The following is a 23,293-nucleotide window of genomic DNA, read 5'->3' as shown; positions in this document are numbered from 1 at the left end:
CGCAACAGTTACTTGACGGATCCGGCCATCATGCCCTGGACGAAGTACCGCTGGAACGCGAAGAACAGGACCAGCGGAATGATCAGCGACAGGAACGCACCGGACGAGAGGATGTCGACGTTCGACCCGAACTGCCGCATCTGCGACTGCAGGGCCTTGGTCATCGGCTGGTTGTCGGTGTTGGCGAAGACCAGCGCGATGAGCATGTCGTTCCACACCCACAGGAACTGGAAGATGCCCAGCGAGGCGATGGCGGGCTTGCCCAGCGGGAACACCACCGACACGAAGATCTTCCACTCCGGCGCCCCGTCCATCCGGGCCGCCTCCAGCAACGAGGAGGGGATGCCGACGAAGAAGTTGCGGAGCAGGAAGATCGCGAACGGCAGGCCGAACGCGGTGTGGAACAGCACCACGCCCGGGATCGAGCCGAAGATCCCGATACCTCCGTAGAAGGACGCGACGGGGATCAGCGCGATCTGGATGGGCACGATCAGCAGCCCGACCACGACGAGGAACGCGGCGTCACGCCCGGGGAACTCCATCCACGCGAACGCGTAGGCGGCCATGGCCGCGATGCCGATCACCAGGATCGTGGTCGGCACCGTGATCGCCACGGTGTTCCAGAAGGACGCGGTGAAGCCGCTGGCCAGCAGGTCCTTGTAGCTGGCGAGGGTCAGCTCGGCCGGCTTGGTGAAGACCGTCCACCAGCCCTCGGCGTTGTTGACATCCGTCGTGCGCATCGAGACGACCAGCAGGCCGAGCGTGGGCACCAGCCAGAACAGGCCGAGCACCACCATGACCACCTGCACGGCGCCGCCGCCGATCCGGTCCACGATCTTGCTCAGCACGCCCCTGCGCGGCGCCCCCGTCTCGAGCCCGGTCGGCACGGTAGCGGTGGCGGTCATGAGCCCTCCTTCGCCGGTCTCATGACCAAGGTGACGTGCTGATTGGATCGCTCACTACGTTCGCTCATGATTCGTCCCTCCTGAACCGGCGGATGTTCATGATCATGAAGGGGAGGACCAGAATGAGCAGGAAGACCGCCAGCGCGCTGCCCAGTCCCTGGTTGTTCCCGCCGCCGAACGACACGCGCCACATCTCCAGCGCGATCACGTTCGCCTGCGGCTGGACCGAGGCCGGCGCGATGATGAAGACCAGGTCGAACACCTTCAGCGTATTGATGATCATCGTCACGAAGACGACGAGCAGCACCGGCGACAGCAGCGGCACAGTGATCTTGCGGAACACCTGCCACTCCGTGGCGCCGTCGATGCGGGCCGCCTCCAGCGCGTCACGCGGGATCGCCGCGAGGCCGGCCGCGATCAGCACCATGGCGAACCCGGCCCACACCCAGACGAACGCGCCGATGATCGCCGGAGTGATGAGCGTCGGGCCGAGCCAGCTCAGGCCGCCGTAGGCAGCCTGGAAGTTCGACTGCGGGAGCTGTACGACATAGGAGCCGGCGGGCAGGCCCTCGAAGCGGAACGAGCCGTCCTCGGCCGTCGTGGCGGTCCCGGCGACCTTGCCGTTCTGCACCGCTTCGACGGTCATGCCCGGCAGGCCCTTCTCCGAGCCGTCCACCGCCCCGTTCTTGCCGCCGCCTCCCGGGGTGAAGTCGAACCACACGGTCCCCGAGAGGCCGCCGCCGGCCGCGGGGGCCTTGGCGGCCTGGGCGTTGGCCGGCATGATGTCCGGCTTGACGCCCACGATGGGGATCAGCACCGGCTGGCCGGCCTGGACGGGCTGCTTGGTGACGACCGCGCCGCCGTCGGCGGCGACGGGCGACTGGTCGCCCTCGCGCGGGCGCGCCTCCGGGTAGCCCTGGGCGGAGGAGAACGTGTCATGCACGGTGGTGAGCACGGCGTTGGCCAGGCCCTTGTCGGGGTCCTGCTCGTAGACCAGGCGGAAGATCACGCCGGCCGCCATCAGGGAGACCGCCATGGGCATGAACACGATCAGCTTGAACGCCGTCGCCCATCTGATCCGCTCGGTCAGCACCGCGAAGATCAGGCCCAGCGTGGTGACCACGATCGGCGCGACGACGACCCAGATGAGGTTGTTGCGGATCGTGGTAAGCGTGCCCGAGTCGCTGAAGATGGTGCCGTAGTTGCCCAGCCCCACGAATCCGGTGCCCGCCGAGTCGAACAGGCTCCGGAAGATGGAGTAGACGATCGGATAGACCACCCAGATGCCCAGCAGCAGCGCCGCCGGGAGGAGGAAGGCGATGGCGACCGCCGGCGAGGGGCCGAGGCGTCTGTTTGTACGGGGGGTTTCAGCCGGTCCGGTGGCGGGCCCGCCCGCGGTATCCACGGGCGGGACCTGCTGCGGGCCGTCCAACCGTTCGGTCACGGCCTTACCTCTTTACTTCTTCCAGGCCTTCTTGGCCTCGGCTTCGAGTGTGGTCTGTGCGCCCTTGATGTCGGTCGGGTTGCGGAGGAAGTCCTGCAGCGCCTTCCACTCGCCCTTGCCGTCGGTGCCGCCGAACGCGCTCGGCGCCAGGTCCGACATGTCGTAGCGGACGGTGTCGCCGGCCGAGACGATCGTCTGGCCGAGCTGCTTGGTCAGCTCGTCGGGGTAGTTGTCGGGGGAGACGTTCTTGTTGGGCGACAGGTAGCCGGGCAGCTTGGCCCAGATCTCGCCGCCCTCCTTGGAGGCCAGGAACTGCAGCAGCGCCATCGCGCCGGGGGAGTCCTTCATCGCGACCGCGACGTCGCCGCCCAGGACGACGGGCGCCGTGTCACCGGCCTTGGGGAACGGGAAGTACTTGGCGTCCTCGCCCACCTTGGCCTTCGACTGCGTGGCGGGGACGGCCACGAAGTCGGCCTCGATCACCATGGCCGCCTTCTTGGTGCCGAAGACCTTGGTCGCGCAGGTGGGGAAGTCGGTCTGCAGCGCGCCGGAGTTGCCGTCGACCAGGAACTCCTTCTTGCCGATGATCTGCTGGATCTTCTCCAGCGCGGTGGTCACGGTCGGGTCCGTCCACGGGATCTCGTGCTTGGAGAGCTTGTCGTAGTTCTCGGGCCCGGCCGTGGACAGGTAGATGTTCTCGAAGAGGTCGGTCAGCGTCCAGCCGGACGCGCCGCAGAACGAGAACGGCGCGGTGCCGGAGTCGGCGATGGTCTGCGCGTTCTTGATCAGCTCGTCCCAGGTGGTCGCCGGCTGCACGCCCGCGTCGTCGTACGCCTGCGCGCGGTACCAGACCAGCGACTTGTGCGCCGCCTTGATCAGCACGCCGTACACCTTGCTGTTGTAGGAGCCGAGCTCCTTCCAGTACGGGGTGTAGTTGGTGTCGAGCTCCTTGATGATGTCGTCGGTCAGCGGCTTGAGCGCGTTCTGCTCGGCGTACTGCTGCACCAGACCCGGCTGCGGGAGGATGGCCACGTCCGGCGGGTTCTTGCCCTGGATGCGCGGGCCGAGGTAGGCGCCGGTGTCCTCACCGGTGGAGGCGTAGGTGACCTCGGCGCCGGTCTTGTCGGTGAAGGCCTTGAGCACCTGCTGGAAGTTCTTCTGCTCGTCGCCGGTCCACTTGGCGGCGACCTCGAGCTTCACGCCCTGGAGCGGCTTGGCGCCGCCGGCGGGGGCCGACGCGGAGCCCGATTCGGTGGGGGTGGTCGTGGGGGCGTTGCCGCAGGCGGCGACGGCTACCGCGAGCCCGGCCAGGATGACTGCTGCTCTGGCTTTTCGCATTGCTGCCTCACTGGGTTCTGATGATCTCTTCGAGTTCTGACTTCATGGAGGCCGCGACGTCGTCAGCGGACTCGGTGGAGGGGTCGCCGAGCGCCTTGGCGACCGAACTGGCGATCACCAGGCTCAGCTGGTTGTAGTTGGCGCTCACCGGCCGTGTCTTGGCCGCGAGAATGCTCTCCTTGAGCACGGGCAGGTACGGGAAGCGCCTGATCAGGGCGGGATCGTCGTAGAGCTCGGTCCACACGGGCGGGAACGAGCCCTCGGTGAGCACGCGGCGCTCGTTCTCCAGGCTCGTGAAGTAGCGGATGAACTCCTGCGCCGTGTGCTGATGCTTGGAGTACGCGCTGATCGCCAGGTTGGCGCCGCCCAGCGTGCTGGACCCGGGGCCGTTGAGCCCGGGCAGCCGGGTCACGCCCAGCTTCTTGCCCAGCTTCGCCCTGGCGGGGCCGTACGCGTGCGGCCAGTTGCGGGCGAAGGCCAGCCGGCCCTCCTGGAAGGCCAGGCGCGACTCCTCTTCCTTGTAGTTCAACGATTCCTTGGGGATCCAGCCCTCGCGCAGCCCCTGGAGCAGGAAGTCGAGCGCGATCTGAGCCTTGGCCGGATCGAGGGTCACCTCCGTGCCGTCCCGGCTGACGATCTGCCCGCCGGCGGACTGCAGGGCCTCGGAGAAGTTGACGGTGAGCCCTTCGTACGCCAGAAACTGCCCGGCATAGCCTCCAATATCGTGCTTTTTCGTGATCTGTCGTGCCTGGTCGCGAAGCTCCGCCCACGTCCGCGGCGGCTTCTTGACCAGGTCGGTCCGGTAGTAGAGCAGCCCCGCGTTGCTCGTGTACGGGACGGCCCAGAGCTTGTTCTTGTAGACCGCCGTTTCCACGACGGGCGGCAGGAACCTGTCGAGCGGGAACAACCCGCGCTCCAGGGGGATGATCCAGCCGTTCTCCGCGAATTCGGCGGTCCAGACCACGTCGAGCCCCAGTACGTCGTACCGGCTGCTCTTGGCCTGGAGGTTGGCCACCATCTGAGCGCGCTGCTCGTCGGCGGCCTCGGGCAGTTCCAGCAGCGTCACCTTCTCCGCAGGGTGGGCTTGGTTCCAGCGGTCCAGCAGCGGTTGCAGGTATGCCGTGGTGTCGCGTCCGGTGGCGAACGTGATGGGGCCTGTGCCGCCCGTACCCGTGTCGCCGCCGTCCTCGTCGCTCGCAGAGGCGCATCCGGCCGCGACGAGGAGCACGGCCAGGGCGAGCGTCAGCGAGCGCACCTCTGTTTCCTCCATGGTCAGAGGGGTTACATACGTGTTAGGTAGATGCATTCATGTTATGCACAGCGGTAATCTGTAGGTCAACGGATACCTACGTAACGCATTCGTAACACGGCGGGGAGGTGCGGCAGTGCGGCTTCACCTGCTGGCGCTCCTGGCCAAGGAGCCGGCTCACGGCTACGAGCTCAAGCAGGCGCTGGAGCAGACGTTCGGCAGCGCCTACCCCTCTCCCAACATCGGCCAGATCTACGTCACGCTCGGCAGGCTGGAGAAGGACGGCCTGATCAGGGCGGTGGACGTCGAGCAGTCCAACCGGCCCAACAAGAAGGTCTACTACCTCACGGCCAAGGGCCGCGACGTGCTCACCACCTGGGTGGACGAGCCCACGGAAGGCCCCAGGGTGCGCGACGAGTTCTTCATGAAGCTCGTGCTCGCCCCACTCACCGGCATCGCCGACCGGATGGCGCTGATCAGCCGGCAGCGCCGCCACTACCTGTCGCTCATGAGCGATCTCAATGACCTCCTCGCCCGCACACCGCCGACCGACCGGGTGGCGACGCTCCTCATCGAGGGCGCCATGCTGCACCTGCAGGCGGATCTTGACTGGCTGGAGCGTTGTCAGGAGGATCTGGCATGAGCGCGGTTGTGAAAACGGTCAATCTGGTCAAAATCTACCAGGATGGCGCGGTGCCCGTGCCTGCCGTGCGCGGTGTGGACCTGCAGGTCGAGCCGGGTGAGTTCGTGGCCGTCATGGGTCCTTCCGGCTCGGGGAAGTCCACGCTCGTCCACATGCTGGGCGGGCTCGACACCAGGACCAGCGGCGAGATCTGGCTCGACGGCAAGCGGGTCGACACGCTCTCCGAGAGCGCGTGGGCGCTGCTGCGGCGCAAGAAGGTCGGGTTCGTCTTCCAGTTCTTCAACCTCGTCGCCAACATGACCGTCGGCGACAACGTCGAGCTGCCCGCGCTGCTGGCCGGGGCCTCGCCCAAGGTGGCCCGCGAGCGCAGGGAGAGCCTGCTCGGCGCGCTCAACCTCACCGACCGCGCCGACGCCTCGCCCGCCCAGCTGTCCGGCGGCGAGCAGCAGCGGGTCGCGCTGGCCAGGGCCCTGGCCAACCAGCCCAGCGTGCTGCTGGCCGACGAGCCGACCGGCAACCTCGACAGCCGCAACACCCGTGACGTGCTCCGCCTGCTCGGCGACGTCCACAAGGAGGGGCAGACGATCGTCATGGTCACCCACGACGCCCGCGTGGCCAGCCTGGCCGACCGGCTGGTGTCCCTGTTCGACGGGGAGATCGTGGACGACGGCCGCATCTCGCGCAGGCGCACGGGGACGGCCGGCGAGGTGATCGATCTTCGATGACTGCCACTCTGGCGGGGAGCCGGTGGATCAGGGCCGACCTGCGGGCCAGGAAGGCCCAGGCGGTGCTGACCGTGCTGACCGTGGCCGGGATCGTGGCCGCGCTGATCACCGCGGCGACCCTGCTCGAGGACGGCACGAACCCGTGGCGGAGCCTGTTCGCCCAGACCGACGGCGCCCACGTCTGGCTCTACACCGACGACAGCCCCCAGGTGGCCCTGGGCGGCATCGACGGCGTGACGCAGGTCGCGGGCCCGTACCGGTCGGCGCCCGTGACCGTGGCGCAGGAGGGCAAGAAGGATCCCGCGGCGCTGCGCGCGATGCCCGCCACGCCGCCGCAGGTGGCGCACCCGGTGGTGGCCGAGGGCAGGTGGCTGGACCCCGCGCAGCCCGACGGGGTGGTCGTAGAGCGCTCTTTCGCCACCTCGCTGCGGCTCAGGATCGGCGCCCCCTTCACGATCATCGCGCTTAGCGGCGAGCGCCACACCCTGTACGTACGCGGCATCGCCGACTCCGCCGAGCAGGGCTTCTACCCCCAGTGGACACCCGGCCTGGCCTACGTGCTGCCCGCCATGCTCGACCGCATCGAGCCCATGCTGGGCCGCAGCGAATGGGTGACGGGGCTGCGCCTGGCCGACCCCGACGCCACGCAGGTGGTCTCGCAGCGGGTGGTCGTCATGCTGGAGGACAAGCTCCAGCGCGTCTACACCTGGCGCGAGGTCAGGGCGGCCATGGAGCTGGACAACCGGCTGCTGGGCACGCTGCTGGCGCTGTTCGGGGTGGTCGGGCTCGTGGCCGCGGCGCTGGCGGTGGCCAACGCCGCCGGCGGCCGGGTGCTGGGCCAGCTCCGCGACCTGGCCACGCTCAAGTCGATGGGCTTCACCAGGGGCCAGATCGCGCTGCTGCTCCTGGTCGAGCACGGCGCGCTGGGGCTGCTCGGCGTCGCGCTCGGCGCCGTGGCGGGCTGGGGCGTGACGGCGGTGGTGCTCGGCGCGACGTCCGTGGCGCCCATCCCCGTGCTGGCCATCGTCGCGGGCACGGCACTGGTGGTGCTGGCCGCGGTGGGGGTGCCCGCGTGGCGCGGCGGCCGCACGCCGCCGATCCCCGCCGCGCCCGCCCTGCCGCCGCGCGGCCACCTGTCCAGGCTGGCCCGGCTGGCCCTGCTGGTACGCCTGCCACCGGCGCTCGTCCTCGGCACCAGGGACGCCTTCACCCGGCGGGTGCCCGCGTTCCTGACGGCGTTCGGGGTGGCCGTGCCGATGATGATGATCACGATCGGGCTCGGCGTATGGGCCACGCTGGACAACTTCGCCGACCACCCCGAGCAGGTCGGCCAGCACGCCAGCCTGTACGTCAGGCCCGGCAGGCTGGCGCAGCTGGAGCCGGCCGAGGCCAAGCGCATCGCCGAGCAGGACAGGGACGTGGCCCAGGTCTACCCGGGCGCCGACGTGAACGCCCTGGCCCCGGGCGAGGCCCGCTCGGTCCGCGTGCGGGCCATCGGCAGCTCGACGGAGCCCTACCCGTTCCCCGTGGTCGAGGGCCGCATGTACGACCGCCAGGGCGAGGCCGTGGCCGGTCAGGGCCTGCTCGACCTGCTCGGCGTCAAGATCGGCGACCGGGTGCGGCTGACCGTGGGCGGCACGCCGCTGATCGTCAGGATCGTCGGCAGGACCGTCGAGCCCGACCTGGACGGCGAAGTGATCTCGGTGGGGCTCGACAGCCTGGCGGCCAAGGACTCGGTGCCGCCCGAGTTCTACGCGCTGGCCCTGAAACCGGGCGTGGATCAGGCCGAGGTGCGCGGGCGGCTGCTGGCCGAGTCGGGCGAGAGCCTGGACATCCAGAGCGCGGTCAACCCGGCGGACCGGCTGTCGATCATCCGGGTGGTGATCGTGGCGCTGATCGCCGTGCTCCTGCTGATCAGCCTGGCCAACCTGCTCACCGCCAGCGCGCTCGGCCTGCGTGACCACGCCTTCGACCTGGCCGTGCTGAAGGCCATGGGACTGACGCCGCGCCAGGTCATGGCCACGCTCGTGACGGGCACGGGGCTGCTGGTCGTGCTCGGGGTCGGCGCGGGCGCCGCGGCGGGCATGTCCGTCGTGACCGGGCTGATCGACCTGCAGGGCCACACGAGCGGCGTCGGCGCGGGCATCGGGCGGGCGCCCTCGGCCCTGACATTGGCCGTCGCCGTCGTGGTCGCCGTGGGCACGGCCCTCGCGGTGGCGCTCATTCCCGCCCGCCGCGCGGCCCGTGCCCAGGTGCCGGTCACTTCCCGCTGACAGCCGCCTCGCTCTTCAGCGCGAACCAGTAGAAGCCGTGTCCCGGCAGGGTGAGCAGGTACGGCAGCTCGCCGATCGGCGGGAACTGCACCCCGCCCCGCGCCTCGACCGGGATCATCCCCTCGAACCTGCGCAGGTCCAGCTCGACCGGCTGCGGGAACTTCGACAGGTTGTTCACGCACAGCATGATGTCGTCGCGGTCCTCGCGGACGTAGGTGAGCACGGCGGGGTTCGAGGACCACATTTCCGTGTACGCCCCCACGCCGAACACCGGGTGCTTGCGCCGGATCTCCAGCATCTTGCGGGTGAAGTGGAGCAGCGAGCCCTCGTGGCGCTGCTGCGCCTCCACGTTGACCGCCTGGTAGCCGTAGATCGGGTCCATGACCGCGGGCAGGTAGAGCCGCCCCGGGTCGGCCGAGGAGAAGCCGGCGTTGCGGTCGGGGCTCCACTGCATCGGCGTGCGGACCGCGTCGCGGTCCTCCAGCCAGATGTTGTCGCCCATGCCGATCTCGTCGCCGTAGTACATGATCGGCGAGCCCGGCAGGCTCAGCAGCAGCGCCGTGAACAGCTCGATCCGGTCGCGGTCGTTGTCGAGCAGCGGGGCGAGCCGCCGGCGGATGCCCAGGTAGGCCCGCATGCGCGGGTCCTTGGCGTACTCGTTGTGCATGTAGTCGCGCTCTTCCTCGGTCACCGTCTCGAGCGTGAGCTCGTCGTGGTTACGCAGGAAGATGCCCCACTGCGCCTTCTCCGGCAGCTTGGGGGTGCGCGACATGATCTCGGAGATCGGCTCGCGGGTCTCCTTCTTGACCGCCATGTAGATGCGCGGCATGAGCGGGAAGTGGAAGGCCATGTGGCATTCGTCGCCCCCCGTGGTGGGGTCGCCGAAGTACTCCACCACGTCCTCGGGCCAGCCGTTGGCCTCGGCCAGCAGCACCCGGTCTGGATAGAGCCGGTCCACCTCGGTCCTGATCTTCTTCAGGTACGCGTGCGTCTCAGGCAGCCCGGCGCACGCCGTGCCCTCGCGCTCGAACAGGTAGGGCACCGCGTCCAGCCGGAACCCGTCGATGCCCAGGTCCAGCCAGAACCGCAGGACCTCCAGCATGGCCTCCTGCACAGCCGGGTTGTCATAGTTCAGGTCCGGCTGGTGGTGGAAGAAGCGGTGCCAGTAGTACTGCTTGCGCACCGGGTCGTAGGTCCAGTTGGACTCCTCGGCGCCAATGAAGATCACCGGCGCGTCGGGGTAGGCCGCGGGATGGTCGGCCCACACGTAGAAGTCGCCGTACGGACCCTCGGGGTCGTGCCGGGACGCCTGGAACCAGGGGTGGCGATCGCTGGTGTGGTTCATCACCAGGTCGGTGACGATCCGCAGGCCACGCTCGTGAGCCTTCTCGATCAGCTGCACGAAATCCCCCAGGTCACCGAAGTCAGGGAGAATCTTCATGTAGTCCGAGATGTCGTAACCGCCGTCGCGCAGCGGCGACTCGTACAGCGGCAACAGCCACAGGCAGTCCACGCCGAGCCACTCGAGGTAGCCCAGCTTCTCGATGAGACCGCGCAGGTCACCGGTGCCGTCGCCGTTGGAGTCCTTGAACCCCCGGACGAGAACCTCGTAGAACACCGCCCGCTTGTACCAGGCTGGATCCTCCGAGACGAACGCCTCGGAGATCGGCTCCGGCATTGGGGATGCGTTGATCATATGTCGCTCACAGGAAGAGATGTGGGCAGGACGAAGTCACCGGTTGCCCCGGCGTTTATCTGGTGACCGCGCCGCGTGGAGTCGTCATCCCTGCGAACCCCACTGCCCTTGACGAGACCTGATTTGTGATCTGGTGCCCGTTTGTGCGGCGCTTACGGGCCGAACACTATCAGCCCGGTGGCTTTCCGGAACCCGCTTCTGCTGTGCCGGGGTTAGTACCCAGGAGATCCGTATGTAATCACCCCGTTACCTAGAGTTCACTAAAAAGGTGGCGCGACGTCCGAGAGGTCGTTCTCGAAGTCGCTCAGCCACAGCCCGAAAAGCACCAATCCCCGCACCCAGAAGCGATCGTTCCAGCCGTTGAACCTGGTCAGAGCGTCGGGCCCGCCGGCGATCACCTCGTGCAGCTCGTCCGACAGCAGCCCCGGCACCCGTCTCACCACAGTCTCCAGCATGCGGTGCGAATAATTTCGGGCGGGAGCGGCCGTGGACCGCAGCGGCACCCTCTGGAGGGGCTGCTTGACCACATTGGTCGAGGGCAGTGCGGCCACCCGTGGGTTGGCCGCGTGGAGCACCTCGCGGTAGAACCGGCCCTTGTCCTTGCGGGCCACGCCGACCGAGAGGGCGGCGTCGAAGAACCGCGGGTCGATGAACGGCGCCGCGAACGACGCCTCCGGCCCCACCAGGTTGACCGCCGAGCGCGCGATGCCCCGCACGGTCCTGGTGTGCAGCACCGAGAGCGGCAGCTCGGCCCGGTGTCCGTGGAGCATGGAGGTGGCGGCCGCGAACTGCTCGCGTACGGTCTCCGCCATCCACTCGGCGGCGGCCGCGGACAGGAACGGCTGCGAGGGCGCTCCCAGCGACAGTGAGCCGAGGACGGCGGCGGAGCGCTCCGCCTGCGTCCTGGCCTCCAGTGCGGCCCCGCTGACCATGAAGTTCTTCAGCAGCGGCCCGCCCGCCAGGCCGTCGATGAGGATCCGGCCCGCGCCGTGCACCTCCTTGGCGAAGGGCGCGTACCAGGCGTGATGAGGCGTGAGGTACTCGAGCCTGCGGGCCACCTCGACCGCGTCATCGGGGTAGTCGGCGGCGTCCTGGGTGATCACCCGGTGCGGGATGCCCAGCTCCCTGGTGATCGATCTGGCGAACGCGATGTCGGTGTCGGTGCCGTCGTCGGGGCTGGTCGTCCACGACTCGACGTCCATCCCGCGGGCCTTGGCCACGCTGGCCAGCAGCCGCGAGTCGTAGCCGCCGCTGACCGGGACCAGCAGCTTGCGGCCGTCGTAGTCCTCGTAGACCTCGTGCAGCAGGTCCACGATCTCGCGAGGGCTGACCCACGACTCGTACGGCTCCGTGCGCAGCCAGCGGGGCAGCCTGCGCTCGGTCGCGAGCAGGCCGTGCCGCCACACCAGCGCGCTCGACCCCGGCAGCCGCTTGACGTCGGCGTACGGCGTCGCCTCGCCCAGCGGGAAGGTCACCTGGATGATCGAGGCCCACGCCGACCAGTCGATCTCGATCGGCACGAGGCTGAGCAGCGGCTGGATCAGGGACGAGAAGTAGACCGCGTCGCCGTGGCGCACGTAGTAGACGTCCACGAGCCCCAGGGCGCCCGTGTGCAGCGTGACACGCTCGCCGTCGCCGATCAGCCCGGGCGTCTCGTACGTCTCCGCCACCGCCATCCAGTCGTCGGCGACGGCCGGCTTGCGCTCCCCCCAGGCGAACGCGAACGTGTTTCCCGCGCGCTGGTAGGGCGGCAGCGGCGTGGAGCTGAACAGCGCCGCCTCGGGCGACTGGAGCGCCGGGAGGACCCGCGGGCCGGCGGCGGTCAGCTTGCCGAGCATGGCGGTGTCGATCCGGCCCAGGGCGCCGCAGACGTAGGGCCGCACATTGAACTGCACCGGATCTCATCCCTTCGAGACGCTTGCGGCAAAAGAGTATCCTTTGCCGGGCTGAGGGAGCGGAGGCCCATTTGACTACTGAGCTAGAGAGCACGCGTAAAGCCCTGCGGGATGCCGTCGCGCAGGCCGAGCGCGCGGCCGAGCTGGCCAGGCTGCTGGACGCCGCCCAGGCCAAGCTGGCCGCCGCCGAGCAGAGCGTCGAGGAGGCCAAGGCGCTGGCCGAGCGGCTGAGCGAGGCCGAGGAGCAGCTCGCGGCCGAGGAGGCCACCGCGGAGAAGCTGCGCAAGGACCTGGCCGAGCAGCGCTTCCAGGCCGAGGTCGCCAACTGGAAGCTGTCCTCGATCAAGGTCGCCCGCTGGAACCGCCTCGGCGACGCTCTCAAGAGCGGCAAGAGCAACCCGGTGCGGCTGGCCAAGGGCCTCAGAGGCGCCGCCAAGCCCGTCAAGCGGCCCACCGCGCCCAAGCGCAAGCCACCCGCGGCCGTCAAGCCCAAGGACGAGCGCCCAGGGGCCGCGTTCCAGGCCACCAGCACGACCAGGACGCTCGGGGGCGCCTCGTTCAGGCTCAAGCCCTTCCGGGTGCCGACGGGGCCCAACACCCGGCCGCACCTGACGGCCGCGGTGATCGCCGACCCGCACGTCGAGGCGCTGCTGCGCTACGAGTGGCGGCAGACGACCGGCTTCACGCCCCGTGACTTCGCCAGGGTGCTCCCGCTGGAGGTGCCCCACCTGCTGGTGGTCGAGTCCGTCATGCAGGGGCCGTGGGCCGAGGAGATCACCGGCGAGCCGGGCGAGGGGCTCAAGGCGCTGCTCGCCTGGTGCGCCGAGCGCGGCATCCGCACCGTCTTCTGGCACACGCAGGGCGACGTGGCCGCGTACGCCGCGGCGGCCGAGCTGTTCGAGCACCGGTTCACGACCGATCTCACGGTGGCCTGGCCGCGGCTGCAGTTCGGGGTGCAGCCCAGGGTGCACAACCCGCTGCCGCTGTCCGGCGGGCGCATCGACCGGGTGCTCACGCTCGACCAGCTCCTGCCAGACCACCTGATGTACCCCGACGTGCTGACCTCCTACCGGTGGCCGGCCGGCGTGGAGTGCCCGCCGGGGACTCCCCAGTGGCGGCTGGCCGAGCTCGCCGCCTGCGGCACGCCCATCGGTTCCGAGCCCGACACCCGGCGGGCGCACGTGGCGCTGCGGCGGGCGTACCAGATGGGCACGATGACCGAGCGCATCGACGAGCTGCTCGACGCGATCGGCCTGCCCAGCGCCCGCGCCACCCTCAACACCTCGGTCCTGCTGCCGATCGTGGACCCGTACCTGATGGAGCACGCGCTGGCGCAGGTCGCCAAGCAGTCGGGGATCGACCAGCTCATCGTCATCGGGCCGCCGGAGTCGGAGCAGCGGGCCCGCGACGTGCTGCCGGACGTGGAGATCGTCCATCGTCGCACGCAGCCGGCGATGACCGTGGGCGCGATGCTCGGCGCCGGCATCGACCTGTGCGAGGCCGACCTGGTGGCGGTCATGGACCCGCGCGACGTGTACGGCGCGCACTACCTGTCGGACCTGCGGCGGGCCTTCCTCTTCAGCACCGCCGACATCGTGGGCAAGGCCGCCTTCTACGCCCACCTGCGCAAGCCCCAGGCCACGCTGATCAAGCAGCCCGACGCCGAGTACACGTACGTCCCCGAGATCGTCGGCGCGACCCTCCTGGCCCGCAGGAACGCGCTGCGCGAGCTCGGCTTCGCCGACCTCGCCGACGGGTGGGACGAGGTGCTCATGCGGCAGTGCCGCACGGACGGGATCAAGGTGTTCTCGGCCGACCGGTTCGGCTACGTGCGGGTGCGTGACGAGGACAGCCGGCTGCTGGGTGCGGCCCAGCTGGTCGAGTACGGCTCCGCCGAGCCCCACGCGCTCATCTAGAGTCATCGTGTGAGCGCACGGGAGCTGGCCGGCGTGCTGGGGGAGCCGCCCGCGCCCGAGGGTTCGTGGGCGCGGGAGGCGGTGTACGTCTCCGCGGCGGCCCTGCGGCGGCGGCTGCCCGCGCACGTGCTCGCCGACCGGGTGCGGGCCGTGCCCGGGGTGGCCGGCGTGGAGGTGCGGGGCGACGGCTTCCTGCGGATCACCGTGGCGGTGCCCGGCGCGCTGCTGGAGTCCATGGAGCCGGCCGGCATCCCGGAGCCGGCCTGGCCGGACTTTCCCCGCACGTGGGACAACCCTGGGTTCGTGGTGCGCTACGGGCATGCGCGGGCCTGCTTCGTGCGGCGCTGGGCCCGGGAGCTCGGGGTGCCGGCGACCGGGTTCCGGCCGGAGCTGCTCGACGACCCCGTCGATCGGGCGGTGCTGCGGCTGCTGGCCGAGATTCCGGGGCGGATGGTCAGCAGGGAGCCCGGGTGGGAGACGTACCTCGTGCGGCTGGCGATGGCCTATCACGACGCGCACGAGCGCGCGCCCGCCGTGCCGGTCGGCGACGAGGCGCCGGGGCCGGTGCACACGGCGCGGGTGCGGCTGGCGGAGGCCGTACGAGGCGTGCTGCCGGGACCCGAGCGAATGTGAGCAAAAAATATCCGGCCCAATGGCGAAAAATCGTAAAAATATCCCTTGTGCAGCTTGATCGCGTCTCGATACGTGGGCAGTGGGTCATGGCTCACTTGCTGTTCCGATAGCCTCGATCGGGTGAGCCGATTCGTCCATCCCGCCGGGGACCGGCATGCCGAGATGCTGCCCCACGAGCGCCCGCCGGTGGCGCCCGCCGACCTCAACCGGATCAACCCCGCGATCTGGCCGCGAACGTCGACCCGGACCGATGGCGCGCTCACTGTCGGCGGTGTGGACGTGCGCGATCTGGCCCGCGAGCACGGAACGCCGCTCTACGTCCTCGACGAGGCCGACGTGCGCTCGCGCATGCGCGACTACGCCACGGCCTTCGCCGGCTCCGAGGTCCACTACGCCGGCAAGGCGTTCCTGTGCAAGGAGATCGTGCGCTGGCTCCACGACGAGGGCCTCGGGCTCGACGTGGCCAGCAGCGGCGAGCTGGCGGTCGCGCTCAGCGTCGGGTTCCCCGCCGAGCGCATCACGATGCACGGCAACAACAAGTCCGCCGCCGAGCTGACCAGGGCGCTCGAGGCCGGGGTCGGGCACATCGTGGCCGACTCGTACGAGGAGATCGCCAGGCTCGGCTACCTCGCCGAGCAGCTGGGCAAGCGGCCCAAGGTGATGATCCGGGTGACCACCGGGGTCGAGGCGCACACGCACGAGTTCATCGCGACGGCGCACGACGACCAGAAGTTCGGGCTGTCGCTCAACACCGGGGCCGCCGCCGAGGCCGTGCGCCGCGTCCTCGCCCTCCCGCAGCTCGAGCTGGTCGGGCTGCACTCGCACATCGGGTCCCAGATCGTCGACACGGCCGGGTTCGAGGTGGCGGCCAGGCGCCTGACCGCGCTGCTCGTGCAGATCAAGCAGGAGCACGGCGTCGTGCTGCCCGAGCTCGACCTCGGCGGCGGCTACGGCATCGCCTACGTCGAGGGCGACGAGGCGCCCGACATCAAGGAGCTGGCCGACAGCCTGCGCGAGATCGTCACCAAGGTCTGCAAGGACGCCGGCCTGCCCGTGCCCAGATTGACCGTGGAGCCGGGGCGCACCGTCGTCGGTCCCGGGGGCATCACCCTGTACGAGGTCGGCACCGTCAAGGACGTCGAGGGCCTGCGCACGTACGTGAGCATCGACGGCGGCATGAGCGACAACGTGCGCACCGCGCTCTACGGCGCCGAATACACCGCCGTGCTGGCCAGCCGCGAGAGCACCGCCGAGCCCATGCTCAGCCGCCTGGTCGGCAAGCACTGCGAGAGCGGCGACATCATCGTGCGCGACTTCCACCTGCCGGCGGACCTCGCGCCCGGCGACCTGATCGCGGTGGCCGCGACGGGCGCCTACTGCCGCTCGCTGGCCAGCAACTACAACTACCTGCCCAGGCCCGCCGTGGTCGCCGTCTCCGGCGGCGAGTCACGGGTGATCGTGCGGGGCGAGACCGAGGACGACCTGTTGAGGGGGCAGCTGTGAAACCGCTGAAGGTGGCTCTCCTGGGCTGTGGCGTCGTCGGCACGCAGGTCATCAGGCTCATGCACGAGCAGGCCGGCGACCTCGCCGCGCGCATCGGCGCCCCGCTGGAGCTGGCCGGGGTCGCGGTGCGCCGGCTCGGCCGCAAGCGCGACGTGGACGTGGATCCCGCGCTGTTCACCACCGACGCCGAGGCGCTGGTCACCCGCGACGACGTCGACATCGTCATCGAGGTCATCGGCGGCATCGAGCCCGCCCGCACGCTGATCGTCTCGGCCCTGTCCAGGGGCAAGTCGGTGGTCACGGCCAACAAGGCGCTGCTGGCCGAGGACGGCGCCACCCTGCACGAGGCCGCCAGGAAGGGCAACGGCGACCTCTACTTCGAGGCCAGCGTGGCCGGGGCCATCCCGCTGCTGCGCCCCCTGCGCGAGTCGCTGGCCGGTGACCACGTCAAGCGGGTGCTCGGCATCGTGAACGGCACCACCAACTACATCCTCGACAAGATGGACACGACCGGGGCGTCCTTCACCGACGCCCTGGAGGAGGCCCAGACCCTGGGCTACGCGGAGGCAGACCCGACGGCCGACGTCGAGGGCTTCGACGCCGCCGCCAAGGCCGCCATCCTGGCCGGGCTCGCCTTCCACAGCCGCGTCACGGCCGCCGAGGTGCACCGCGAGGGCATCACCGAGATCACCGCCACCGACGTCGCCTCGGCCAAGGACATGGGCTACGTCATCAAGCTGCTGGCCATCTGCGCCCGCTCCGACGACGGCCGTTCGTTCGGGGTGCGGGTGCACCCGGCGATGATCCCGCGGACGCATCCGCTGGCCGGGGTGCGGGAGGCGTACAACGCGGTCTTCGTGGAGGCGGAGTCGGCGGGGCAGCTCATGTTCTACGGCAAGGGGGCGGGCGGCGCGCCCACCGCGTCGGCTGTCCTGGGCGACCTGGTGGCCGTCGCCAGAAACCGCCTGGCGGGCACGCGCGGGCCTGAGGAGTCGACCTACGCGGACCTGACGGCCCATCCCATGGGCGACACGGTCACGCGCTGCCACGTGGCTCTCGACGTGGCCGACAAGCCGGGCGTGCTGGCGCGGGTGGCCGAGCTGTTCGCCAAGCACGACGTGTCGATCCAGACCGTGCGCCAGGAGGGGCACGGGGACGACGCCCAGCTCGTCATCGTCACCCACCGCGCCACCGACGCGGCGCTGTCGGCGACCATGGAGGAGCTGCGGGAGCTGGACATCGTACGCGCCGTGGCCAGCGTGATGCGCGTCGAGGGCGACGACTAGCCTTCTGGGAAGGCCAGGCTGCGGACCTTGCGGACGGCTCTCTTGAGCACCGTGCGGTTCTGGGCGCGGGCGAGGCGGACCGCCTCCCTGCGCCAGGCCTCGGCCTTCTCGCGCCAGCGGGCCGCGTCCCTGCTGTTCTTGCCTGCCTCGCGCCGCAGCTGCGCCATCTCCGCCCGGAGCGCGGCCACGCGCTTGCGGTAACGGGCGATCTCCTTGTCGTGCTCGGCCGTGAGCCGCGCGACCTCCGAGACCGGCTTCTTGCGCGGCGGATAGACCGCGGGGCGGCGCCTGAACCCCCAGCTCTCCCCGTCCAGCCACTCCAGGCCGAAGAGGGCGTCGATGAGGTCGTCCCAGTCGTCGTCCGGTGCCGCCACCAGCGCGGCCCGGGACTGGGCCGCCGTACGGTCCAGGCGGGCGAGCGTGACGCCCTCCGCGGTCTCTTCCAGGGCCACGCAGACGGCGCCCAGGTCGTGCTCCTCCATGTGGGCCACCAGGCGTGCCACCGTGTCCTTCGCGGGGACCCAGCCGGGCGGGACCGAGAGCCGGAACGGGGGCGTCCCCTCGAGCGGCCCGGTCAGGTGGACGCGGGGGTCGTGGGCGAAGTTCGCGTGGATGAGGCGGAGGTCGAGGTACGGGTCGCCGAGCGGGGAGCGGCGGCCGGCGGTCAAGGCGTCCCACCGGCCGGGGACGGTGACCCTGATGTCCGGGATCGAGCTCGCCAGGAGGCCGTCGACCGTCGCCCGGACGTCCTCGTACGAGCCGGCCTGCACCGTGGCGTCCACGTACGGCACCAGCCACTGGCGGCCGGCGCCGGTGCGGAGGTAGCGGCGGTAGGGGACCCGGTCGGCGACGTACGGGTCGTTGTACCGCTTCAGCGCCGCGAAGTCGCGCATCGCCGTCGGGAGCCCGATGTGCCACGCACGGGACTGCGGGTCCGGGACGAACACCGCGCCCGCCTGGGTGAGGCGGTAGCCCAGCTCCGTGTCCTCGGCCAGGACCAGGGACGTGTCCATGCCGCCGATCGAGCGCAGGAGCGCGGCCGGGTACGACACCGTGGCGCCCACGTGGACGCGGGTGGCCAGGGAACTGGGGGCGGTGCGCAGGCCGTCGTGGTCGTGGATGATCCGCTCGGCCCAGTCGTGGCGGTGCGGCGCGAGAGGGAAGAGCTCGCCTTCCGCGCCCGTCTCCAGCGCCTGGCGTACCTGCTCCTGGGTCGGGAGGTCGGTGGCGGCGGTGAAGTCGATCCAGCCCAGCGCCACCACGTACGGGGCCAGGTGGTGCCAGCGGAGCTGGGCCTCCACGTGCTGCCTGTGCGGGACCATGTCGGCGTCCAGGACGAACACGACCTCACCGGTCGCGGCGTCCAGGCCCGCCTGCACGGCCCAGGCCCGGCCCCAGCCGCCCGGCGGGCTGGAGATCAGCTTGGTCCGCGCCGGGGCGAGCTCGGGGAGGCGGAGTGGGGTGGCGCTGCCGTCGTCCACGGCGATGACGTCGATGAGGCGCTCGGGGTAGCTCTGGGCGGCGAGGGCGGCCAGGGCGAGGTCCAGCGTGTCCTGGCGGTCGTGGGCCGGGATGACGACCGTGACCGTGAGCGTGGGCTCCCATTCGCCCAGGGCGGGCGGGGTGAGAACGCCGAAGTCGTTGCGCCGGATGCGCGGAATGCCTGTCATGGGGTCCCGTCTATGGCCATGAGGGCGTTCGGGCGGAAGCCGCGCCACTGCTGCCTGTTGCGCTGCAGGAACGTCCCGATCGGCTCCCGCCACGTGTGGTTGGCCGCCGGGCCCCTGCGCAGGATGTAGCCGAGCCCGTGCGTACGGTAGATCTGCCCGCCCGCCGCCTGCAGGGCCTCCTGGAACTGGGTGTCCACCGAGCGCCGCAGCGGCCGGAACCCGCCCACCGCCTGGAACGCCGAACGCTCCACCAGGATCGTCCCCCCGGCGATGAAGCTGGTGATCTGCTCGGTGACCTGCTTGCGGTGCACGGTGACGTCGATGGACGACAGGTACACGAACTCCGGCACCGTGCCGACCACCTGGGCGCCCGAGTACGAATGCGCCAGCAGCAGGTCGGACAGGAAGTCGGGGCCGTACCAGTCGTCGTCGTCCATCTTCAGCAGGAACGACCCCGAGGCCCGCGCGGCCGCGTCGTTCAGCACCTCGCCGAACACGGCCTGGGGATCGGCCTCGAACACCGTCAGCGGGCCCTCGAACGCCGCGATCGCCTTGGCCACGTCCGGGTCGTCCTGGGAGACGCCGTGCAGGGCGAGGATCACCTCGAGCTGCGCGCCGCGCTGGCGGGCGACCTGGTCGAGCGCGAACGACACCATGTCGGTGCGGCGGGTCGCCAGCAGCACCGAGGTGAGCGGGGGAGCGGGGGCCGGAGCGCCGAGCTGCTCCCATCGTGCGGCGACACCGTGGGTACGGAGTGCGGCGCGGCGCAGGCGGATGCTGTGCTCCTCGCGCCGCAAATCATCTGAAATATCCGGACAATGCTCGATTAGCCCGATTATTTCGTCACTGAGTGCGCCCGCCCATCGCGGCACCGCCTCCGCGCGCAGCGGCACCCCGGCGGCGGCCAGCCCGGCCAGCACCCGCACGGCGGCCAGCGGACCGCTGTGCGCGTGCCGCCAGTCCACCTCGACGCCGCGGATCTGCCGCAATCTGGCCACGTCTGCGTCGGTTACCCCGCCGGACTCGGCGAACGACGTCACGACCTTCCCGTCCAGCACCACCGACCACCGGCCGTCCCGCTCGGCCAGCGACGCCATGCCGCGCGAGGGGGTGGTGACGAAGCCCTGGGGGTTCACGAGGCGTTCGTCCACGGGCGGAATCATGGAGGGCTCGCCCAGCACGTCGGGGTCGGCCAGCGGCGAGCCGGCCATCCCCGGTCGCCCGAGGCGCTCCCAGCTCGCGGCCCGCAGCGTCGGACGCTCGATGGGCGTCTCGTCCCCGGCCCACTCGACGACCTCCGCGGCCACGACGTGGCCGGTCTCCGCCGCGCCGTTCTGCCGCGCCGCTTCGCCGGTCCGCGCGAGCGTGCGGAGCACCACGTCGCTGCCCGGCGCGCCCACCCGCTCGGGCACCGGCCCCGTCACCTCGGCGGGTGTCGCGTTCGGGTCGCCGGGGCGCCAGTCCGCGGCCCCGACGCCCGCGATCGCCGCCGCGGGGGCCGCGATGACGTCGAGGCGGTGCCCCGCGAACGCCCGCGCCGTCGCCGTCACGGTACGGCCCGCGGGCGTGGGCGCGGAGAACCGGGCATCGACCACCCAGACCCGGTTCCTGGGCTGGTACACCCGCAAATCCGTCAAAGACCGCCACCGGTGCGCGGGCGTCGGCGTGGGCACCGGCGCGGGATGGGCGGCGGGCGTGTCCAGCACGGCCACCACCACCCGCTCGGCCTGGGGCAACAGCTTGTGCAGCGTCGCGATCCTGCGCAGGTCGGCCGGCGTCCTGGCCAGCACGAGGACCTCGGCCGCCTGCTCGGGTTCTGCGGGCGGCTCCAGCAGGTCCCGGTCGAGGTCCGCGACCTCCCGCGTACCGTCGGCGGATTGGCGGCCGACAGCGGCGTAGATCGGGGCGACGTCGTCGATTCCGGCGAAGAAGACGCGCGCCCCGCGTAGCTCCGCCACCAACTCCCGGATCATCCGGCGCTCCGCAGATGCCTGATCAGCGAGCTCAACCCGCCACGGCCCGCCCGGTCGTCGGCAGGCGGCTCGGCGGACAGCCGCTCGACCTCGGCCGCGAGCCGCTCCACCTCCGCGCGCAGCTTCTTGACCTCCTTCTGCCGCTCCCCGGCCAGGGCCCGCCACTTCGCGGGATCCCCAGCCAGCGGCTCGGCCTCCTCCGCCGTCGCGAAGCCGTACTCGCCGCCGCTGACCCACTCGGACCCGAACATCTCGTCCACCAGGTCATCGGCCCCGCCGTCGAACAGGGAGGCGCGGCCGAACGCCGCCGTGCGCTCCAGGCGGGCGGCCACGACCCCTGACGTGCCCTCCGACAGCGCGACGCTGACCAGGCCGAGCAGGTCGCGGTCCGCATGACGGACGAGCCTGGAGAGGGTGTCGGCGCCCAGCACCCACCCGGTGGGCACGCTGAGCAGGAAGGGGGCGGGCGCGGCGGAGACGGGTACGCTCTCCGCGAACGACACGCGGGGCTCGTGCGCGTAGAGATTGTCCAGCAGGCGCAGGTCGAGGAAGGGGTCGTCGAGGTTGGAGCGGCGTTCGCCGGTCAGCTTGCCCCAAGGGCCGACGATCGTCACGGCCGCGTCGGTGAGCGTGCCCGCGAGAGCCGAGTCCACGGTGGCCCGCGTCTCCTCGTAGGTGGTCGCGGCCACGACCACCTGCACGTACGGCACCCGCCAGTGACGCCTGGGATGGCTGCGCAGCCAGCGCAGGACGGGGATGAAGTCGCCGAGGTAGGACCAGTTGTGCCGGTGCACCTCCTTCTCCCGCAACATCACGGTGGAGGGCCCGACATGCCACGCCCTGGCCTCAGCGTCGGGGATGAACACCGCTCCCGCCTGCGCCAGCCGGTAGCCGAGCTCGGTGTCCTCGGCCATGTTCAGGGACGTGTCCACGCCGCCCGCCGCGCGGAGCAGATCGGCCCGTACGGACGTGGACGCGCCCGTGTGCAGGAGGTACGCGCTCGCGCCCGCGTCCTTGAGCCGCCTGGAGGACTCCAGGGTCTTCCTCGTGTACTCGGACTGGACGCCCTCCTCGCCCGGCTTCTCCACGAACCGCGTGTCCCCGATCACCACCGCGTAGTCGATCAGGTGGTGCCAGCGCATGTGCGCCTCGATGTGGTCGTCCGCGAGGAGCATGTCGGAGTCGAGCCAGTGGATCACGTCCCCGGTGGCCGCGAGCTGCCCCGCCTGCCTGGCCGCGCCGCGCCCCCACCCGCCGGCCACCCGTACGACCCGGGCGCCCGGCACGTCGAGCGCTGGCTCGCTCCCGTCGTCCGCGACCACCACTTCCATCAGCTCAGCGGGATACGTCTGCCGCGCGAGCGCCGGAACCGTGCGCTCCAGCGCCTCCCCGCTGTTGTAGGCCGGGATGACCACCGAGACCCGCAGCGCGGGCTCCCACGCGCCCACCGCAGGCGGGCGCAGCACCCCGTAGTCGTTGTGCCTGACCCGCGTCATACGGAGTCCTTGGCCAGCGCGCGGACTTCCTCGCGCAGCTCCTCCACCTCTCGCGCCCGCGCCATGGCGTTCACCCGGTCCTCCCCGAGCGAGGCCAGGATCGCGCCGAGATCGTCGGCCCGCCGCGCGGCCGAGTCCTCGACCGCCTGCACCAGCAGGTCCAGCCTGGTCTCGATCTTCTTGAGCGCGGTGGTGGTCCGCGCCAGCTCCGCCTCGTACTTCTTGATCCGCAGGTCGATCCGGTGCGCCTTGCCGTCGACTCGGCGCACGGTGAGCACGAGGAACGCGAGGGCCGCCAGCGTGACCAGGAAGGCCACCGCGGTCGCGGCCGCGCCGAGGGTGATCAGGTCGGCGAGCACGAGGAGCGCGAGCACTCCGACGGCCAGAGCTGCAAGGATTGCGGCGGTCGCCGCCAGCCGGCGGGGCGAAAGCATCCGCGCATACCTTTCGTAGTTCAACGCTTGTCGGGACATCACCGGGCGTCAGGGACATCACGGGATTATTGACACCTTAATAAACAACCGTCCCTACGGTGCCACAGGTTCCTGGAGGAAAACTGAGAATCATGTCCGATTCGCCTGCGGCATAGGGCCTGCCGAATGTGGCGGCCGGGTCTACCAGTCAGTAAAACCGGCGTAAGGTAGGCGC

At 70.6% G+C, this 23,293-nt stretch carries 17 protein-coding genes; 7 read left to right on the top strand and 10 right to left on the bottom strand.

The window, feature by feature from the left end; all coding sequences use genetic code 11:
- Positions 1-8: 8 nt before the first annotated feature.
- The 4 genes from ABN273_RS20545 to ABN273_RS20530 all read right to left on the bottom strand — a co-directional run bounded on the left by ABN273_RS20545 (position 9) and on the right by ABN273_RS20530 (position 4,957).
- Complete coding sequence (locus ABN273_RS20545) at positions 9-905, bottom strand: carbohydrate ABC transporter permease (RefSeq protein ID WP_349450536.1); 897 nt, start codon at positions 903-905, stop codon at positions 9-11.
- 64 nt (positions 906-969) lie between these two features.
- Positions 970-2,349 carry an ABC transporter permease gene (locus ABN273_RS20540; protein ID WP_502911082.1) on the bottom strand — a complete coding sequence of 460 codons (1,380 nt, stop codon included), beginning with the start codon at positions 2,347-2,349 and terminating at the stop codon, positions 970-972.
- 12 nt (positions 2,350-2,361) lie between these two features.
- Positions 2,362-3,687 (bottom strand): ABC transporter substrate-binding protein, encoded by a 1,326-nt coding sequence (locus ABN273_RS20535; protein WP_349450535.1) that lies wholly within the window; start codon positions 3,685-3,687, stop codon positions 2,362-2,364.
- A 7-nt stretch (positions 3,688-3,694) separates the two neighbouring features.
- Positions 3,695-4,957, bottom strand: a complete 1,263-nt coding sequence (locus ABN273_RS20530; protein ID WP_349450534.1) for an ABC transporter substrate-binding protein — start codon at positions 4,955-4,957, stop codon at positions 3,695-3,697.
- Between the two features lie 115 nt (positions 4,958-5,072).
- On the opposite strand from ABN273_RS20530, the gene ABN273_RS20525 reads away from it, so the two are divergent.
- From ABN273_RS20525 to ABN273_RS20515, 3 genes are read left to right on the top strand one after another with little or no spacing between them, the layout of a single operon-like run.
- Positions 5,073-5,579: a PadR family transcriptional regulator gene (locus tag ABN273_RS20525; RefSeq protein WP_349450533.1), complete on the top strand. Its 507-nt coding sequence runs from the start codon at positions 5,073-5,075 to the stop codon at positions 5,577-5,579.
- Complete coding sequence (locus ABN273_RS20520; protein ID WP_349450532.1) at positions 5,576-6,304, top strand: ABC transporter ATP-binding protein; 729 nt, start codon at positions 5,576-5,578, stop codon at positions 6,302-6,304. Before ABN273_RS20525 ends, ABN273_RS20520 begins: the two co-directional genes overlap by 4 nt.
- Positions 6,301-8,577 (top strand): FtsX-like permease family protein, encoded by a 2,277-nt coding sequence (locus ABN273_RS20515; protein WP_349450531.1) that lies wholly within the window; start codon positions 6,301-6,303, stop codon positions 8,575-8,577. Before ABN273_RS20520 ends, ABN273_RS20515 begins: the two co-directional genes overlap by 4 nt.
- Here ABN273_RS20515 and treS read toward each other — a convergent pair.
- Both treS and ABN273_RS20505 read right to left on the bottom strand, forming a co-directional pair.
- Positions 8,564-10,255, bottom strand: coding sequence for a maltose alpha-D-glucosyltransferase (gene treS, locus ABN273_RS20510; protein WP_349450530.1), 1,692 nt, complete (start codon positions 10,253-10,255; stop codon positions 8,564-8,566). The two genes, ABN273_RS20515 and treS, sit on opposite strands and share 14 nt — an antisense overlap.
- 278 nt (positions 10,256-10,533) lie before the next feature.
- Positions 10,534-12,168, bottom strand: a complete 1,635-nt coding sequence (locus ABN273_RS20505; RefSeq protein WP_349450529.1) for an asparagine synthetase B family protein — start codon at positions 12,166-12,168, stop codon at positions 10,534-10,536.
- A gap of 71 nt (positions 12,169-12,239) precedes the next feature.
- On the opposite strand from ABN273_RS20505, the gene ABN273_RS20500 reads away from it, so the two are divergent.
- From ABN273_RS20500 to ABN273_RS20485, 4 genes are all read left to right on the top strand, one after another.
- Positions 12,240-14,084, top strand: coding sequence for a hypothetical protein (locus tag ABN273_RS20500; RefSeq protein ID WP_349450528.1), 1,845 nt, complete (start codon positions 12,240-12,242; stop codon positions 14,082-14,084).
- A gap of 9 nt (positions 14,085-14,093) precedes the next feature.
- Complete coding sequence (locus ABN273_RS20495) at positions 14,094-14,717, top strand: anticodon-binding protein (RefSeq protein WP_349450527.1); 624 nt, start codon at positions 14,094-14,096, stop codon at positions 14,715-14,717.
- Between the two features lie 120 nt (positions 14,718-14,837).
- A complete protein-coding gene (lysA, locus tag ABN273_RS20490) occupies positions 14,838-16,220 on the top strand; it encodes a diaminopimelate decarboxylase (RefSeq protein ID WP_349450526.1) in 1,383 nt (460 codons plus the stop codon).
- Positions 16,217-17,506, top strand: coding sequence for a homoserine dehydrogenase (locus ABN273_RS20485; protein ID WP_349450525.1), 1,290 nt, complete (start codon positions 16,217-16,219; stop codon positions 17,504-17,506). The genes lysA and ABN273_RS20485 overlap by 4 nt, the downstream gene beginning before the upstream one ends.
- On the opposite strand, the gene ABN273_RS20480 is transcribed toward ABN273_RS20485, so the two are convergent.
- The 4 genes from ABN273_RS20480 to ABN273_RS20465 are packed head-to-tail and all read right to left on the bottom strand — an operon-like array spanning position 17,503 to position 23,079.
- Positions 17,503-19,176: a glycosyltransferase gene (locus ABN273_RS20480; RefSeq protein WP_349450524.1), complete on the bottom strand. Its 1,674-nt coding sequence runs from the start codon at positions 19,174-19,176 to the stop codon at positions 17,503-17,505. The two genes, ABN273_RS20485 and ABN273_RS20480, sit on opposite strands and share 4 nt — an antisense overlap.
- Positions 19,173-21,149 (bottom strand): glycosyltransferase, encoded by a 1,977-nt coding sequence (locus ABN273_RS20475; RefSeq protein ID WP_349450523.1) that lies wholly within the window; start codon positions 21,147-21,149, stop codon positions 19,173-19,175. Before ABN273_RS20475 ends, ABN273_RS20480 begins: the two co-directional genes overlap by 4 nt.
- Positions 21,146-22,645, bottom strand: coding sequence for a glycosyltransferase family 2 protein (locus ABN273_RS20470; protein WP_349450522.1), 1,500 nt, complete (start codon positions 22,643-22,645; stop codon positions 21,146-21,148). Before ABN273_RS20470 ends, ABN273_RS20475 begins: the two co-directional genes overlap by 4 nt.
- Positions 22,642-23,079 carry a hypothetical protein gene (locus ABN273_RS20465; RefSeq protein ID WP_349450521.1) on the bottom strand — a complete coding sequence of 146 codons (438 nt, stop codon included), beginning with the start codon at positions 23,077-23,079 and terminating at the stop codon, positions 22,642-22,644. The genes ABN273_RS20470 and ABN273_RS20465 overlap by 4 nt, the downstream gene beginning before the upstream one ends.
- Between the last annotated feature and the right edge of the window lie 214 nt (positions 23,080-23,293).

This window comes from Nonomuraea sp. B19D2 (assembly GCF_040137845.1).
Taxonomy (GTDB): domain Bacteria; phylum Actinomycetota; class Actinomycetes; order Streptosporangiales; family Streptosporangiaceae; genus Nonomuraea.
This window is presented reverse-complemented; position numbering and strand designations above follow the sequence as displayed.